At 64.3% G+C, this 15,598-nt stretch carries 14 protein-coding genes and 1 pseudogene; 9 read left to right on the top strand and 6 right to left on the bottom strand.

The annotated features are described in order from the left end of the window. A pseudogene (locus CWO91_RS19945) lies at window positions 1-287 on the bottom strand (hypothetical protein); the annotation flags it as partial. Window positions 288-324: 37 nt separating this feature from the next. Continuing rightward, window positions 325-1,617: an adenylosuccinate synthase gene (locus CWO91_RS19940; protein ID WP_130215542.1), complete on the bottom strand. Its 1,293-nt coding sequence runs from the start codon at window positions 1,615-1,617 to the stop codon at window positions 325-327. Between the two features lie 423 nt (window positions 1,618-2,040). Between CWO91_RS19940 and CWO91_RS19935 the strand changes: the two genes are divergently transcribed. Further along, window positions 2,041-2,973, top strand: a complete 933-nt coding sequence (locus CWO91_RS19935) for a DMT family transporter (protein WP_130215540.1) — start codon at window positions 2,041-2,043, stop codon at window positions 2,971-2,973. Between the two features lie 115 nt (window positions 2,974-3,088). On the opposite strand, the gene CWO91_RS19930 is transcribed toward CWO91_RS19935, so the two are convergent. Both CWO91_RS19930 and CWO91_RS19925 read right to left on the bottom strand, forming a co-directional pair. Then, window positions 3,089-3,493: a VOC family protein gene (locus CWO91_RS19930; protein WP_130215538.1), complete on the bottom strand. Its 405-nt coding sequence runs from the start codon at window positions 3,491-3,493 to the stop codon at window positions 3,089-3,091. A 119-nt stretch (window positions 3,494-3,612) separates the two neighbouring features. After that, a complete protein-coding gene (locus CWO91_RS19925; protein ID WP_130215536.1) occupies window positions 3,613-4,017 on the bottom strand; it encodes a hypothetical protein in 405 nt (134 codons plus the stop codon). A gap of 48 nt (window positions 4,018-4,065) precedes the next feature. Here CWO91_RS19925 and CWO91_RS19920 point away from each other — a divergent pair, with 48 nt between their 5' ends. Further along, window positions 4,066-4,698 carry a TetR/AcrR family transcriptional regulator gene (locus CWO91_RS19920; RefSeq protein WP_130215534.1) on the top strand — a complete coding sequence of 211 codons (633 nt, stop codon included), beginning with the start codon at window positions 4,066-4,068 and terminating at the stop codon, window positions 4,696-4,698. A 61-nt stretch (window positions 4,699-4,759) separates the two neighbouring features. On the opposite strand, the gene CWO91_RS19915 is transcribed toward CWO91_RS19920, so the two are convergent. Next, window positions 4,760-5,146: a DUF1330 domain-containing protein gene (locus tag CWO91_RS19915; RefSeq protein ID WP_130215532.1), complete on the bottom strand. Its 387-nt coding sequence runs from the start codon at window positions 5,144-5,146 to the stop codon at window positions 4,760-4,762. A gap of 105 nt (window positions 5,147-5,251) precedes the next feature. Between CWO91_RS19915 and CWO91_RS19910 the strand changes: the two genes are divergently transcribed. Continuing rightward, on the top strand, window positions 5,252-6,187 hold the full coding sequence (locus CWO91_RS19910; protein WP_165405562.1) for a DMT family transporter: 936 nt from the start codon (window positions 5,252-5,254) through the stop codon (window positions 6,185-6,187). Between the two features lie 235 nt (window positions 6,188-6,422). Continuing rightward, window positions 6,423-7,400 carry a Bug family tripartite tricarboxylate transporter substrate binding protein gene (locus CWO91_RS19905; protein ID WP_130215528.1) on the top strand — a complete coding sequence of 326 codons (978 nt, stop codon included), beginning with the start codon at window positions 6,423-6,425 and terminating at the stop codon, window positions 7,398-7,400. A gap of 251 nt (window positions 7,401-7,651) precedes the next feature. Here the strand turns inward: CWO91_RS19905 and CWO91_RS19895 are convergent, their stop codons facing one another. Beyond that, window positions 7,652-9,337, bottom strand: coding sequence for a methyl-accepting chemotaxis protein (locus tag CWO91_RS19895; protein ID WP_130215526.1), 1,686 nt, complete (start codon window positions 9,335-9,337; stop codon window positions 7,652-7,654). Window positions 9,338-9,588: 251 nt separating this feature from the next. Here CWO91_RS19895 and CWO91_RS19890 point away from each other — a divergent pair, with 251 nt between their 5' ends. The 5 genes from CWO91_RS19890 to CWO91_RS19870 all read left to right on the top strand — a co-directional run bounded on the left by CWO91_RS19890 (window position 9,589) and on the right by CWO91_RS19870 (window position 15,491). Next, window positions 9,589-10,632 carry a C-terminal binding protein gene (locus CWO91_RS19890; RefSeq protein WP_130215524.1) on the top strand — a complete coding sequence of 348 codons (1,044 nt, stop codon included), beginning with the start codon at window positions 9,589-9,591 and terminating at the stop codon, window positions 10,630-10,632. An 84-nt stretch (window positions 10,633-10,716) separates the two neighbouring features. Further along, window positions 10,717-12,066 (top strand): ABC transporter substrate-binding protein, encoded by a 1,350-nt coding sequence (locus tag CWO91_RS19885; protein WP_130215522.1) that lies wholly within the window; start codon window positions 10,717-10,719, stop codon window positions 12,064-12,066. 135 nt (window positions 12,067-12,201) lie between these two features. Continuing rightward, window positions 12,202-13,158, top strand: a complete 957-nt coding sequence (locus tag CWO91_RS19880) for a carbohydrate ABC transporter permease (RefSeq protein WP_130215520.1) — start codon at window positions 12,202-12,204, stop codon at window positions 13,156-13,158. Beyond that, window positions 13,151-14,050, top strand: coding sequence for a carbohydrate ABC transporter permease (locus CWO91_RS19875; RefSeq protein WP_091888289.1), 900 nt, complete (start codon window positions 13,151-13,153; stop codon window positions 14,048-14,050). The genes CWO91_RS19880 and CWO91_RS19875 overlap by 8 nt, the downstream gene beginning before the upstream one ends. Before the next feature lie 85 nt (window positions 14,051-14,135). Further along, window positions 14,136-15,491 carry an esterase-like activity of phytase family protein gene (locus CWO91_RS19870; protein WP_130215518.1) on the top strand — a complete coding sequence of 452 codons (1,356 nt, stop codon included), beginning with the start codon at window positions 14,136-14,138 and terminating at the stop codon, window positions 15,489-15,491. The last annotated feature ends 107 nt before the right edge of the window (window positions 15,492-15,598 follow it).

Below are 15,598 nucleotides of genomic sequence, written 5' to 3'. Positions count from 1 at the left end.
CTGGCGCGGCGGAAGGCATCGCCGCTGCCGCTGCTGCGCGTGCCGCCACCGGGGCGCGAAGCCTCGCGGGCGCGCTGGGCGGCCTCCGATTCGACCTTGCGGACGGCCTCTTCCAGCGACAGCCGTTCGCGGGTGATCTCGGATTCGGAGAGCGGCGGCTGCACGCTGTGGAGCTGCGCGATCAGCGCCGTGCGCGCCCGCTCATAGAGCGCGCGACGGCTTTCGCCGGGAGCGTTGGGATCCAGGGCGGCAATAGCGCGGGCGATCAGCGGATAGTAATCAGCCATTTCAACTCAACTATACGCGCGTCCCGGTAAGATATCGTTAAGCCTCAAACGGATTTTGCACCAGGATAGTATCCTCGCGTTCGGGGCTGGTGGAAAGCAGTGCGACCGGGCACCCGACCAATTCCTCGATCCGGCGGACATATTTGATGGCCTGAGCCGGCAGGTCGGCCCAGGACCGCGCGTTGGCGGTCGGCTCCTTCCAGCCCTCGATGGTCTCGTAGATCGGCTCGACCCGGCTTTGCGCACCCTCGCCGGCCGGGAAATGGTCGATCTCCTTGCCGTCGAGCTTGTAGCCGGTGCAGACCTCGATCGTGTCGAAGCCGTCGAGGATGTCCAGCTTGGTCAGCGCCAGGCCGTTGATGCCGCAGGTCCGGACCGCCTGGCGGACCAGCACGGCGTCGAACCAGCCGCAACGGCGGGGCCGCCCGGTATTGGTGCCGAACTCGCGGCCGCGCTCGCCGATCTTGCGGCCGGTCTCGTTGTCCTGCTCGGTCGGGAACGGGCCCTGGCCGACGCGGGTCGTGTAGGCCTTGCACAGGCCAAGCACGTAGCCGACCGCGCCCGGCCCGAGGCCGGCGCCGGTCGCAGCCTGCGCCGCCACCGTGTTGGACGAGGTGACATAGGGGTAAGTGCCGTGATCGACGTCGAGCAGCGCACCTTGCGCGCCCTCGAACAGCATGCGCTTGCCTTCGCGCCGCTTGATGTCGAGCAGCCGCCAGACCGTCTCGGCATAGGGCAGCAGCTGCGGCGCCATCGCCATCAGCTCTTTCAGGATCACCGCGCCGTCGAATTCCGGCAGGTTGAGGCCGCGGCGCAGCGCGTTGTGATGCGCCAGCAGGCGGTCGATCTTGTGCGGCAGCGTCTGATGATCGGCAAGATCCATCAGGCGGATGGCGCGGCGGCCGACCTTGTCCTCATAGGCAGGTCCAATGCCGCGGCGCGTCGTCCCGATCGCGGTCGCGGCGCTGGCGGATTCGCGGTGCGCATCGAGCTCGCGGTGCAGCGGCAGGATCAGCGTGACGTTTTCCGCGATGCGCAGATTGTCTGGGCTGACTTCGACCCCCTGCGCCCTGAGCTTGGCGACCTCGTCGAGGAAGGCGGCGGGATCGAACACCACGCCATTGCCGATCACCGACAGCTTGCCCTCGCGCAGCACGCCGGAGGGCAGCAGCGCGAGCTTGTAGGTCTTGCCGTTGATCACCAGCGTGTGGCCGGCGTTATGGCCGCCCTGGAAGCGGACGACGATGTCCGCCTGCTCCGACAACCAGTCGACGATCTTGCCCTTCCCTTCGTCGCCCCACTGGGCGCCGACGACGACAACGTTGGCCATTCGCGGGTAATCCCTATTCAATCTGTCTCTAGGAGGCATGATCCTCGCGGAAAACCGGTGCCCACTCTTCCGGGATCATGCCTGCGCCCAGCCCAATCGGCGGCCGGAGCCGCCCGCACGCAAGGCAGCCAACCGGATAAAGGAAGCAGCCCCTCTAGGCAAGCAAGAACGGGGCTTTTTCGAGGTCCAAAGCCCGACCCAAGCCTTTGATATCCCCTGAAAATCCAGAAGCCTGTGGAACGGCGGAACGGGCTTCGACCAAAGCGTAAGGCGCCATGTCGGTCCCTGCATGGTCGCGATGCATCCGCCCCCCGTTGATGCGATCTCGATTTCCGTGTCTTTGAGCAGAGCCGGGCGATGAGCCGGCCCGGACCTTTCCGGGCCGGGGGCCTCGGCGCTATCCGCGGGGCCATGACGATCACAATGTCCGCAACCGCCCAGACCACCGGCACCGATACATCCGGTCACAGCTGGATCGCCAACCAGCCCTACCTGCTGCTCAGCATCACCGCGCTGTGCTGGGCCGGCAACGCCATCGTCGGTCGGCTCGCCGCCGGCCACATCCCGCCGGTGACGCTGTCGTTCCTGCGCTGGTTCTTCGCGTTCCTTTTGGTGCTGCCGTTCGCCTGGAAGCATCTTGCGCAGGACTGGCCCGCGATCCGCGGGCGGCTCGGCCTGATGGTCACGCTCTCGGTCACCGGCATCGGCGCCTTCAACACGCTGCAATATTGGGCGCTGGAGCATACCCAGGCGCTGAACACGCTGCTGCTCCAGTCGGCCGCGCCGCTGATCGTGGCGCTGTGGTCGCTGGCCATTCTCGGTATCAGGCTCACCGCGGCGCAGGCGTTCGGCGTGCTGCTGTCGATGTGCGGCGTGCTGATCATCCTGCTGCACGGCGACTTCACCACGCTGTCGAACATCGCGTTCAACAAGGGCGATCTCATCTTCATCGTCGCGCTGATCTTCTTCGCACTCTACTCGGTGCTGACCTTGAAGCGCCCGCCGATGCACGGCCTGTCGTTCCTCGCCTTCACCTTTGGCTGCGGCGCGGCCTGTCTCATTCCGCTGGAGATCTGGGAGTTGTCCGCGCGTCCGGTCATGAAGCTCGACGGACCGAACCTGCTGACGCTGTTCTACGTCGCGGTATTCCCCTCGACGCTCGCCTATCTCTGCTTCAATCGCGGCGTGCGCCTGATCGGCGCCAACCGCGCCGCGCCGTTCTTCCATGTCGTGCCGGTGTTCGGCTCGATCATGGCGATGGCGTTCCTCGGCGAACACCCGCAGGCGTTCCACTTCATCGGTTTTGCGCTGGTGCTGTCGGGCGTGTTCGCGGCGTCACGGAAGCAGGCGAACTAGGGTCGGGTCCGGTCAAGTCGCCTGGAGCGTCTTCCGGGGCTTGACTCATGGCGATACGAGAAGGCCCCGCCATGAGTGATCTGTATTTGCTTTCAACTGCGCAGATGCGCCGGATTCAAGCGCTCGCTGACGGATTCATCCATACCATCTCCCAAACATAGCCATCCGGGTCTTCAACGTGCCGGTTGTACATGAAGCCAAGGTCCTGCGCCGGGTTCGGATCGGCGCGACCGCCCGCGGCCACCGCGCGAGCCAGCGTTGCATCGACGGTGTCGCGGTCGTCGACCGTAAGAGCGAACATGGCCTGGCTGTCGCGGCGCGCGTCGCCGATCTCGCGTTGGGTGAATTCGCGATAGTGGTCGTGGGTCAGCAGCATCACCCCGATCGCGTCCGAGAACATCAGCGAGGTCGAACTTGCGCCGGAGAATTGGGGATTCACCGCGGCACCCAGCGCCAGATAAAACGCTGTCGATGCAGCGAGGTCACGTACAGGCAGGTTCACTAGAATCATCTTGGACATCGCTTTTCCTTCAAAAACGGCTGGAAGCCGCGCTATCGCCTGACACCGGCGAAACAGAAAACTCTCAACGCTCTACTCAAGTGCTGCTTTTCGACCTCCGGGACGCCCCTAAACCGCCTTCAGATGTAGCGCGCAGCGCCCATGCAGAGCGCGGCGATGCCGAGCAGGCCCGCCGCCACGCGTTGGGCCGTGGCGATGCGTGAACGCAGCTCCTCAGGATTACCGGCGCCACGACGCGAGGCCATGAGCGCACGGGGACCGATGGCCGCCTGAACGCCGGCCGCGATCAACGCGCAGACCGCGCCGACTGCGAGCACCTGCTCGGCCGTGCCGAAATGGCCGGAATGCACGAGATGCCCGAGATAACCGCCGGTCAGGATCGCAATCGTCGCCGCGCCGAGCTGTGGAAAGACGAGTTGCTCGCCGCCGGCTCCGCCGGTGCGGGCCAGCGCGAAGCTTGATCCCGCCCAGAACACGGACGACAACACGTGAAGCGACAGGGCGATCACGAGGGCAGTTTGCATGGCGAGCTCCGCACCGGCTTCAAATTGAATATACAGAATGGCAAGGCCATGCCGAAGCGCAACTATGTGAGCTCCGCGCGGGCTTCCGCGGCGGCGGAGACGCGCGAACGCATCATCGCGGCCGGCGCGGGCCTGTTGCGCAAAGACGCGAGCATCGCGAACTTCTCACTCGACGTGGTGGCAAAGGCGGCCGGCGTCACGCGGCTGACCGTCTATAACCAGTTCGGCTCGCGGCGCGGATTGCTGGAAGCCGTGTTCGACAACATCGCCCGCCGGGGCGGGCTGTTCGAACTGACCGAGGTGATGGCGATGGCGGATCCGCGCGCCGCGCTCGATCGCGTCGTCGAAATATTCTGTACGTTCTGGGGGCACGACGCCGCGGTCGGCGGACTCAACCAGGACATTGCAACCGATCCCGAATTCGGCGAAGCGCTGGTCGCGCGCAACGAGCGCCGGCGCGAATTGCTGGCTGCGCTGCTGTCGCGCATCGTCGGCAAACACGCGGCAAAGCGCGCCGTGCGGGACTCGGTCGATCTGATCTTCGTGCTGACGAGCTATCCGACGTTTGCAGCGCTGCGCCCGCAGCGGTCGACGGAGGAGGTCTGCCGCCTGCTGCAGGCTGCTTGCCGCGCCGTAGTGGACGCGCTGGCACTTGATGGGCGCGCGGTGGGGAACAAGTAGGCACTGCCCCCGATGGCGTCTTGTTTCTTCTCCTTGTGAAGGCAGCCCCGCCCGCGCACGATCACGCCTTCAACTTGCTGTACGCCTCGCTGGTGGCAATGATGACGTGCTCGGCGCAGCCGTTGACGCGATGCGGGTCGGCCTGCGTCTCGTAGGCCTCCGATGTCATCATGTCGAGGAAGGCTGTGACCGACGGATAGAAGACCAGCGCGACGAAATCCCAGTCGTTCCCCTTCTGCGGTCCGAGTGCGACAGCCCTGGCTTCGCCGGTCCAGAGCAAGGTGCCGCCGCGCGCCTTGATCATCGGCACGGTGATCGCGCTGTAGCGCAGATAAGCGTCCCAGCCGGAGCCGTTGCCGTCGCGCGAACGCGCGTGGAAGCGCATCAGGTTCAGCATAACCACCGGCGCATTTGGATCGAGCCGTTCCAGGCCCTCGATGTTCAACATATTAACCGCCAAAGGCGCCTCCCCGGTTCATGTCTGCATTGTAGCATTGCGGCTGCGTGGCTTGTGTCACGACGGCAATCCGGCGCAAGCTTGTATCCGACGCCAATGACGATCGCTTCGCCCGCGCCACCGGCCTCCAATCCGGCCAGTTGGCTCAACAACCAGCCTTATCTGCTGCTGAGCCTGAGCTCGCTGTTCTGGGCCGGCAACATCGTGCTCGCGCGCCATGTCGGTGCGCATGTGCCGCCGCTGACGGTGACCACAATCCGCTGGTTCGGCGTATTCCTGATCCTGTTGCCATTCGCATGGCCGCATCTGAAGCGCGACTGGCCCGCCTTGCGCAACAGCCTGGGCCTGATGCTGTTCCTGTCGCTGGTGGGCTTCGCCTTCAACAACGCGATATCCTACTGGGCGATGCAATACACGGAAGCGCTGAATGCGCTGCTGATCCAGTCGGCAGGTCCGCTGTTCGTGGCGCTGTGGTCGCTGGTGCTGTTCGGGGTGCGGCTGACCGGCGCGCAGTTCGCCGGCATCGCGATCTCGCTTGCCGGCGTGCTGATCATCATCCTGCGCGGCGATCTCGCCGCGCTCGCGAGCATCAGCTTCAACAGGGGCGACATCATGTTCGCCTCCTCGCTGGTGGCGTTCGGTCTCTACTCCGCCTTCATCCCGCGGCGGCCGAAGATCCACCAGCTCTCATTTCTCTCCTTCACCACCTGCTGCGGCGCGACCATGCTGCTGCCAACCGCGATCTGGGAGGCGGCAAGCGGCCGCGTGCTGCAACTCGATACGATGACGCTGGCGACGCTGGGTTACATCCTGATCTTTCCTTCGACGCTGGCCTATCTCTTCTTCAACCGCGGCGTGGCGCTGATCGGCCCGAACCGCGCCGCGCCGTTCTTCCATCTGGTGCCGGTGTTCGGCTCGGCGCTGGCGATCCTGCTGCTCGGCGAAAAGCTCCAGCCGTTCCACCTGATCGGCTACGCGCTGGTGCTCGCCGGCGTCGTGATCGCCTCGCGCCAGGGTTCTGCGGTGAAGTAATTCCGCGGTGCGGACTCCACGCGCCGGATCTCGTGTCCCGGACAAGATGCAGCGCGTCAGCGATGCATCGCTGAGCCGGGACCCAGTGTGCCGCGAGCATGGGCCCCGGTTCAGCAGCGCATCACTGCGGCTGCGCTGCGCCTGGGGCACGAGAGTGGGCGACAAACTCACGTCTTCCGATTTCAACGAGGAGACGCTAGGTTCCCGGCCAACGAAAAAGAGGGAACGTTCAGACATGATTTCAGCGTTGATTCGAAACTTGCGTGCCATCGGCGCGGCCGCACTGTGCCTTGCCGCCACGTCCACCGCCCAGGCCGACAATTATCCGAGCCGCAACATCACGCTGGTGCTGCCGTTTGCGGCCGGCAGCGGCACCGACACCACGACGCGGCTGATCTCGCAGCATCTGTCGCAGGCGCTCGGCGTCGGCATCGTGATCGAGAACAAGGCGGGCGCCAACGGCATGCTCGCCGCGACCTATGTCGCGCGCGCCGCGCCCGACGGCTACACGCTGCTGGTGACGACCAACACCACGCATTCGGCCAATCCCTTCCTGCTCAAGAGCCTCACTTACGATCCGGTCAAGGATTTCACGCCGATCGCGCGCACCGGCGATTTGCCCTTCATGCTGGTCATCAATCCGGAAGTATCGGCCAAGACCGTCGGCGAGCTGGTCGCCTATGGCAAGGCCAATCCGGGCAAGCTGAGTTATGCCTCGGGCTCGTCCTCGGCGATCGTGTCGGGCGCGACCTTTGCGCACAATGCCGGGCTCGACCTGTTGCACGTGCCCTACAAGAGCTCGCCGCCGGCGCTCAACGACGTCATGGGCGGCCGCGTCTCGATGATGTTCGTCGACATCCTGACCGGCCTGCCGCATGTCAACGGCAACGCGCTGCGCGCGCTCGCGGTTACCACCAAGGAGCGCTCACCGCTGGTGCCGCATCTGCCCTCGATGCAGGAGGCCGGCGTGCCCGACTTCGACATCTCGTCATGGCAGGGCTATTTCGGCCCGGCCGGCATGCCGAAGGAGATCGTGACGCGGCTCAACGCCGAGATCAGGAAGATCGTCGAGAATCCGGAGATCAAAGCCAAGCTCGCCACCCTCGGCATGGACGCCTTCTCCGGCACGCCGGAGCAGCTTGGCAGCTTCGTGAACGAGCAGCTCGTGCTGTGGGAGAAACTGATCACGAACGCGAAGATCGAGAAGCAGTAGAACGGTCTCGTGTCCCGGACGCGGCGCGGCATGAAATGACGCGACGCAGAGCCGGGACCCAGATTGCCGCGAGCATGGGCCCCGGCTCTGCAGCGCACCGCTAAAGAAGCGCTGCGCTGCGTCCGGGGCACGAGACATCGTAGGGTGGGCAAAGCGAAGCGTGCCCACCGACACTTCGACAAGCTCGAAAGAAAAAGGTGGGCACGGCGCTTGCGCGCCTTTGCCCACCCTACGATTTCGAGCGTTCCGCCTTACGCCGCGCGGACCTTGGCGAGGAAGCCGTCGACGGCGCTGCGCAGCGCGCCGGACTGGTTGTCCAGCTCGCGGGCGTTGGAGAGCACGTCGGTGGCCGCACTGCCGGTCGCTTCCGCGGCCGAGGTGACGCTGCCGATATGGGCGTTGATCTCGCTCGAGCCGGCCGCGACCGACTGGATGTTGCGGGCGATCTCGCGGGTCGCTTCGCCCTGCTGCTCGATCGAAGCGGAAATGCCGGCGGTGATCTCGCTCATCTCGGCGATGGTCTGGGTGATGCCGGAGATGGCCGTGACCGCGTCGCTGGTCGAGGTCTGCATCGCCGCGACCTGCGCGGAGATCTCCTCGGTCGCCTGCGCGGTCTGGTTGGCGAGCGCCTTGACCTCGGAGGCGACGACCGCGAAACCGCGGCCGGATTCACCGGCGCGTGCCGCCTCGATGGTGGCGTTGAGCGCGAGCAGGTTGGTCTGCGCGGCGATCGAATGGATCAGCTTGACCACCTCGCCGATCTTCTCGGCGCCGGTCGAGAGCACCTGCACGGTGGCGTTGGTCCGCTCTGCGTCGCTGACGGCGCGGCCCGCGACTTCGGTCGAGCGGGTGACCTGGCGGGAGATTTCCGCAACCGAGCTCGACAGCTCTTCGGCGGCCGCGGCAACCGTGCCGACATTGCCGGAGGCCTTTTGCGAGGCAGCGCCGACCGTTGCGGCACGCGAGGAGGCGTCGCTCGCGGTCGCGGTCATCGACTGCGCCGTGCTCTGCATGCCGGCCGCGGCTGAGGAGACCGAGCGGACGATGCCGTTGACGCTGCGTTCAAAGTCGTTGGCGATGTCTTCCATCGCGCTGCGACGTTCCGCCGCGGCACGCTCCTTGGCATCGGCCTCGGTCTTCTCGAGGTCGCGGATGCGGACGGCGTTGTCCTTGAAGATCTGCACGGTCGACGCCATCGCGCCGACCTCGTCGCCGCGGCCGACACCCGAGATGTCGCCCTCGAGCTTGCCGTCGGCCAGCTCCTTCATGCGGGTCCCGAGCAGCGCGAGCGGGCGGCTGATGCTGCGGCCGATCAGCCAGGCGACGCTACCCGCAACGATGACGATGCCGAGCATGGCGAAGCCGAGCAGCCAGTAGACCGGGCCCATCTTCTCGTCGATGTCCTCGAGATAGGCGCCTGTGCCGAGATACATCTCGAAGCCGGGCACTGCGACGGCGTAGCCGAGCTTGCGGATCGGCTTTGCCTGACCGGGCTTCACATATTCGTAGAACAGCAGGGTCTCGCCGTTCGCCTTGACCCCATCCATGATCTCGCGGGACAGCTTCCGACCGTTGGTCTCCACATCCATGCGGTTGGCGCCGATCTGCTTCGGATCGGGCGCGAGCTGCGTGATGCCATCATAGGTGGTGCCGAACAGATAGCCGGAGCCCTTGTCGTAGGTCATCGCATTGCCGTAGCGGCGCAGCTCGGCGAGCGCGGCGTCCTTGGTCAACTCGCCGGCATTGACCCGCTTCACCAGCGTGGCCGCGTAGTTGCGGGCCAGCTCGACGATCGCCTTGGTCTGGTCGATGCGCGCGTTCACCATCTCGCGCTTCATCAGGTAGCCGGCAAGGACACCGGAGATGCACAGGCCGAACAAGGTGACGCCGACGAGAATGCCGAGCTTCGGGGCGATCTTCAGATTGCTCAATTTCACGGGATGGCTCCGGCAACAATGGGATACGGGCACGCGACCAGATCGATCAAAATCGAATCAACTTTTATGTGTGAGGCCTTATCAAGTTACTTACGGGCCTCCGTAGAAGCCCGTACGGAGCCGCAAAAACCGGCAATTTATCTCCACGCCGACAACCGGGAATTGTACGCGACCGCATCGATTTCGCGTAAAAGACGCAAAGGCCAGCCACGAAGGCGGGTCACAACAAGAAACCAAATCGGGAGCAGAAAATGCCGAAATACAGGGTGGTGACGCCGAAGGGCGCGAGCTTCACGGTCGCGGGCAGCGATTACTCCTATGAGCGCGAGGCGCTCGATCCGATCGATGCCGAGATCGTCGAAGCGCCCGCCGACGAGGCCGGCTTCATCGCCGCCGCAAAGAATGCCGACGCCATCTATGCCAAGGGCATTCCGATCTCCAAGACCATCATCGACGCGTTGGAGAGCTGCAAGGTCATCACGCTCGGCTCGGTCGGTGTCGACAGCGTCGACGTCAAGGCCGCCACCGCCCGCGGCATTCCCGTCACCAACATCCCCGATACTTTCATCGAGGAGGTCGCCGACCACGCCATGATGCTGCTGCTCGCCGGCTTCCGCCGCCTGGTCGAGCAGGACCGCATGGTGCGCGACGGTCGCTGGGCCGAGGGCCGGCCGGCGCTGCTCAAGATCCCGAGGCTAATGGGCCAGACGCTCGGCTTCATCTCGTTCGGCCGCGTGGCGCGAGCGGTTGCGAAACGCGCAGCCCCGTTCGGCCTGCGCATGATGGCCTATGATCCCTTCATCCAGGAAACCCTGATGTACGACCACGGCGTGATCCCGGCGACGCTGAACGAGGTGCTGTCGCAATCCGACTTCGTCTCGATGCACGCCCCCGCCCGGCCCGAGGTGCATCATATGCTCACCGAGAAGCACTTCCGGCAGATGAAGAAGGGCTCGATCTTCATCAACACCGGGCGCGGTGCCACGGTGGACGAGGAGAGCCTGATCAAGGCGCTGCAAGAAGGCTGGATCGCGCATGCCGCCCTCGACGTGCTGGAGAAGGAACCGCCCTCGCATAACAATCCGCTGCTCGGCATGGAGAATGTGACCCTGACCGCCCACGTCGCTTCGGCCTCGGCACGGTTCGACGAGGCGCGCAAGCGCCGTGTGGGCTACGAATTGTCACTGGTGCTTCAGGGCATGTGGCCGGTAAGCTGCGTCAATCCGTCGGTGCTGCAAAGCACTGCGCTCCGTCGCTGGCAGCCCGTCAGCATGGATCGCGGACCGAACAGCTAGGCGGCCGGCGCAAACGCGTCAAAGACCGAAACGGCCCTTCACCGGCGATCAACGCCGGGAAGGGAGACATTTAGGGAGGAACTGATGAGGAACGACATCACGCGTCGTGATGCCTTGGCGCTGGGCCTGTCCGCTGCAACGCTCGCGGCCACTGGTGCTGCAGCGCAAACAACGCAATCCACCATCAAGGCCGCCGATGTGGCGGCGCCCAAGCGCGACATCGAGAAAGGCGCATCCTTGCGCATGCTGCGCCCGGTGCGTTTCGTCCAGGCCGACGAGGACGTGTTCCGCGCCAATGCGGCAAAATTCACCAAGGGGACCGGGGTCGAGGTCAAGGTCGACTTCGTCGGCTGGGAAGACATCAACCAGCAGACCGCGGTGACCTCGAATTCCGGCGCCGGCCCCGACATCATCATCGGCTTCTCCGATGCTCCGCACATCTATATCGACAAGCTGATCGAGCTGACTGATGTCGCCGACTATCTCGGCAAGCGTTATGGCGGCTGGCTGCCGCTGGCGCAGCGCTACGGCAAGAAGAACAAGAGCGACGCCTGGATCGGGCTGCCGTTCGGCGCCACTGCCGGTCCTCTGATCTACCGCAAGTCGATCCTGCAATCGGTCGGTTTCGACAAGGTGCCGGAAGACCATGCCGGCATCCTCGACCTCTGCCAGAAGCTGCACAAGGCCGGCAAGCCGGCCGGCTTCGCGCTCGGCAACGCCAAGGGCGACGGCAACGGTTTTGCGAACTGGGCTCTGTGGTCGCACAACGGCTCCCTGCTCGACGAGGACGGCAACGTCGTCATCAACAGCAAGGAGACCATTGCCGCGCTGAACTGGGTCAAGCAGCTCTACCCGACCTTCATCGCCGGCACGACGTCGTGGAACGACGTCAGCAACAACCGCGCCTACTCCTCGCAGGAGATTTCCCTGACCGCGAACGGCGTCTCGCTGTACTTCTCGTTGAAGAACGACCCCGCGACCAAGGCAATCGCCGAGGACAGCGAACATCAGTTGCTGCCGAAGGGCCTGGCCAAGGTTTCGCCGATGGCGGGCCTGACGCTGAACGCCATGTTGTTCAAGCACAGCCAGTACCCCAACGCGGCAAAGGCATTCCTGCAATACATGCTTGAAAAAGACCAGTACGAGCCGTGGCTCAATGCCAACTCCGGCTATTGGTCACAGCCGCTGGCCGCCTATGCCGAGGCCGCCGTGTGGTCGCAGGATCCCAAGGTGAAGCTGTTCAAGGACACCATGAACAGCACCTATTATGACGGCTACAAGGGCCCGATCTCGACGGCGACGGGTGCCGTCAGCGCAGACTACGTGCTGATCCAGATGTTCTCGTCCGTTGCCACCGGCGCTGCCACGCCGGAGGCCGCTGCCGCCGAAGCCGAGCAGCGCTGCAAGCGGTACTTCCGGCGGCAAGGCCGGTAGCACGGACTGAGTGTCCGTCATTGCGAGGAGCGAAGCGACGAAGCAATCCAGACTGTAGCCGCGGAGACAGACTGGATTGCTTCGCTTCGCTCGCAATGACGGTGGAGTGACTTTCACAGACGGGACAACGAGCTGATGTCCGTGACCACCCTCTCTTCCCCTGCCCTGGCCCAGCTGCAGCCGAACTGGCTGGTACGCCTGTTCGACTACAAGCCGTTCCTGATCGTGATGTGTCTGGCGCCTGCGATCGGGCTGCTCGCGGTCTTCCTGACCTATCCGCTCGGCCTCGGCGTCTGGCTCGCCTTCACCGACACCACGATCGGCCGGCGTGGCATCTACGTCGGCTTCGAGAATTTTCAGTATCTACTCACCGATTCGCTTTGGTGGAACGCAGTGTTCTACAGCGTGGTCTACACGGGCATCGCGACGTTCGGGAAATTCGCACTCGGCTTCTGGCTGGCGCTGCTGCTCAACAACCATTTTCCTTTCAAGAGCGTGCTGCGTGCGATCATCCTGCTGCCCTGGATCGTGCCGACCGTGCTGTCGGCGCTGGCGTTCTGGTGGATCTACGATCCTCAATTCTCGATCATCTCCTACCTGCTGGTCGACGTGCTGCATTGGCGCGACAGCAATGTCGACTTCCTCGGCTCGCCCTGGCCGGCGCGCTTCTCGCTGATCGCCGCCAATATCTGGCGCGGCATTCCCTTCGTCGCGATCTCGCTGCTGGCGGGGCTTCAGACCATCTCGCCCTCGCTCTACGAGGCTGCGATGCTCGACGGCGCCAGCGCCTGGCAGCGCTTCCGCTACATCACCTTCCCGATGATGATGCCGATCCTCGCCATCGTCATGACCTTCTCGATCATCTTCACCTTCACCGACTTCCAGCTGGTCTACGCCATCACCCGTGGCGGGCCCGGCAACTCGACTCATCTGCTGGCAACGCTGGCCTTCCAGCGCGGCATCGCCGGCGGCGAGCTCGGCGAAGGCGCCGCGATCGCGGTGTCGATGATCCCGTTCCTGGTGTTCGCGACGCTGTTCTCCTATTTCGGCCTGGCGCGCCGCAAATGGCAGCAGGGAGAGAGCAATGACTGATACCGTCGCCCAACCGGCTGTCGCCGACGCGAAGGCAGCGCCCGACACGATGGCCTGGGATTCCGGGCTGCGGCGGCTGATGATGATCTATCTGCCGCTCGGCTGCTTTGTACTCATCCTGCTGTTCCCGTTCTACTGGATGGCGATCACCTCGTTCAAACCGAACGCGGAGCTGATGAACTACAAGGAGCACAATCCGTTCTGGATCTCCTCGCCGACGCTGGCGCACATCAAGCACCTCTTGTTCAACACCGCCTATCCGCATTGGCTGTGGACGACGATGTTGGTGGCAATCGGGTCGACCACGCTGTCGCTGATCGCGAGCACGCTCGCCGCCTATGCCATCGAACGCCTGCGCTTCCGCGGCAGCCCTTATGTCGGCCTCGGCATCTATCTGGCGTATCTGGTGCCGCCGTCGATCCTGTTCATTCCGCTCGCCACCGTCGTCGTGCAGTTCGGCCTGTTCGACTCACCGTTGGCGCTGATCCTGGTCTATCCGACCTTCCTGGTGCCGTTCTGCACCTGGCTCCTGATCGGCTATTTCAAGTCGATTCCGTACGAGCTCGAGGAGTGCGCGCTGGTCGACGGCGCCACACGGCTCCAGATCCTGCGGCGGATCACGCTGCCGCTCGCCGTGCCCGGCCTGATCTCGGCCGGCATCTTCTCCTTCACGCTGTCCTGGAACGAGTTCATCTATGCGCTCGCCTTCATCCAGAGCGGCGCCAACAAGACCGTGCCGGTCGCGATCCTGACCGAGCTCGTCACCGGCGACGTCTATCAGTGGGGCGCGCTGATGGCGGGCTCGCTGCTCGGCTCGTTGCCGGTTGCGATCTTCTACTCGCTGTTCGTGGATTATTACGTGTCGTCGCTGACGGGCGCGGTCAAGGAGTAGACGGCCGCTGCGGCCTTTGGCCCGGCTTCACAAAACTGCAACGTGCAGTCCGCATAAGGCGTGCGTCCGCCAACAGGAGACGCACATGCGCGCGACTTTTCTCAGCACCGTCGCAACGATCATTCTCACCGCGAGCGCCGCGCTCGCGCAAAGCGAAGTTGAATTCCCGGCCAAGCTCGCCGGCCACGTGGTGATGCCGGCCAAGTCGTTCATCGACGCGCCGGCCGATGCCCCCGCCGATCTTAAGACTTCGGGCAAATACACCACGGGCAAGCGCGTCGACGCGCTCGGCACCGTGATGGGCAAGTCCTATGAGCGGGCGACCGGCGTGTCGCTGCCGTTCAAGGGCCAGCCGCTCCAGGGTCATTCCGGCATCAAGACCATGCCCGACGGCACATTCTGGGTGATCACCGACAACGGCATGGGCGCGCGCGCCAACTCGCCGGATTCGATGCTGTATCTGAACCGCTGCAAGATGGATTGGGCGAGCGGCAAGATCGAGCGGCTGGAGACCATCTTCCTGCATGATCCCGACAAGAAGGTGCCCTTCCGCATCGTGCACGAGGACACGCAGAAGCGTTACCTCACCGGCTCGGACTTCGACACCGAGGGTTTCCAGATCATCGGCGACATCTTCTGGATCGGCGACGAGTTCGGTCCCTACATTATGAAGGCCGATAAATCCGGCAAGATCCTGGCCGTGTTCGAGACGGTCGCCGACGGCAAGCCGGTGCGCTCGCCCGACAACTGGGCGGTGGGAACGCCGGGCGCGCCGGGCGCGACCTACACCAACGTCAACCTCCGCCGCTCCAAGGGGTTTGAAGGCTTTGCGTCGTCGAAGGACGGTAAATTCCTCTACGGGCTGCTCGAAGGACCGCTGTGGGACGCCGACAAGAAGGATTGGGAGAAGGTCGACGGCAAGGAAGCTTCCCGCATCCTCGAATTCGACGTCGCTGCCGAGAAGTTCACCGGCCGCTACTGGCAGTATGTGTTCGAGCAGAACGGCAACGCCATCGGCGACTTCAACATGATCGATCAGGCCTCCGGCCTCGTCATCGAGCGCGACAACGGCGAAGGCACCGCCGACAAGGCCTGCCCGCAGGGCACCCGCGGCGAGAACTGCTTTCCTGACCTCGCCAAGTTCAAGCGCATCTACAAGATCGAGCTCACCGACGCCAATGTCGGCAAGCCCGTGCGCAAGATCGGCTATGTCGATCTGATGAAGATCAGGGACCCCGACAAGAAGGCGAGGAAGCCGCTCAATGACGGCGTCTACACCTTCCCGTTCTTCACCATCGAGAACGTCGATCGCGTCGACGACACCCACATCATCGTCGGCAATGACAACAATCTGCCGTTCTCGTCCAGCCGCGACCCCAACAAGGCCGACGACGACGAATTCATGCTGCTCGAGGTCGCGGATTTCCTGAAGGCGAAGTGAGATCTCGCTCCTCAATGGGGTTATCGCCCGGCTCGACCGGGCGATCCAGTACGCCGCGGCGGCAGCGATTGAATCGTTAGGCCTCGGCTTACTGGATGCCCCGCCGG

It is taken from the genome of Bradyrhizobium genosp. SA-3 (genome assembly GCF_004212635.1).
Taxonomy (GTDB): domain Bacteria; phylum Pseudomonadota; class Alphaproteobacteria; order Rhizobiales; family Xanthobacteraceae; genus Bradyrhizobium.
This window is presented reverse-complemented; position numbering and strand designations above follow the sequence as displayed.

Coding starts and splice junctions, on each gene's coding strand:
- CWO91_RS19940 (WP_130215542.1), bottom strand. CDS start 1,617: ATGGCCAACGTTGTCGTCGTCGGCGCCCAGTGGGGCGACGAAGGGAAG.
- CWO91_RS19935 (WP_130215540.1), top strand. CDS start 2,041: ATGTCCGCAACCGCCCAGACCACCGGCACCGATACATCCGGTCACAGC.
- CWO91_RS19930 (WP_130215538.1), bottom strand. CDS start 3,493: ATGTCCAAGATGATTCTAGTGAACCTGCCTGTACGTGACCTCGCTGCA.
- CWO91_RS19925 (WP_130215536.1), bottom strand. CDS start 4,017: ATGCAAACTGCCCTCGTGATCGCCCTGTCGCTTCACGTGTTGTCGTCC.
- CWO91_RS19920 (WP_130215534.1), top strand. CDS start 4,066: ATGCCGAAGCGCAACTATGTGAGCTCCGCGCGGGCTTCCGCGGCGGCG.
- CWO91_RS19915 (WP_130215532.1), bottom strand. CDS start 5,146: ATGTTGAACATCGAGGGCCTGGAACGGCTCGATCCAAATGCGCCGGTG.
- CWO91_RS19910 (WP_165405562.1), top strand. CDS start 5,252: ATGACGATCGCTTCGCCCGCGCCACCGGCCTCCAATCCGGCCAGTTGG.
- CWO91_RS19905 (WP_130215528.1), top strand. CDS start 6,423: ATGATTTCAGCGTTGATTCGAAACTTGCGTGCCATCGGCGCGGCCGCA.
- CWO91_RS19890 (WP_130215524.1), top strand. CDS start 9,589: ATGCCGAAATACAGGGTGGTGACGCCGAAGGGCGCGAGCTTCACGGTC.
- CWO91_RS19885 (WP_130215522.1), top strand. CDS start 10,717: ATGAGGAACGACATCACGCGTCGTGATGCCTTGGCGCTGGGCCTGTCC.
- CWO91_RS19880 (WP_130215520.1), top strand. CDS start 12,202: ATGTCCGTGACCACCCTCTCTTCCCCTGCCCTGGCCCAGCTGCAGCCG.
- CWO91_RS19875 (WP_091888289.1), top strand. CDS start 13,151: ATGACTGATACCGTCGCCCAACCGGCTGTCGCCGACGCGAAGGCAGCG.
- CWO91_RS19870 (WP_130215518.1), top strand. CDS start 14,136: ATGCGCGCGACTTTTCTCAGCACCGTCGCAACGATCATTCTCACCGCG.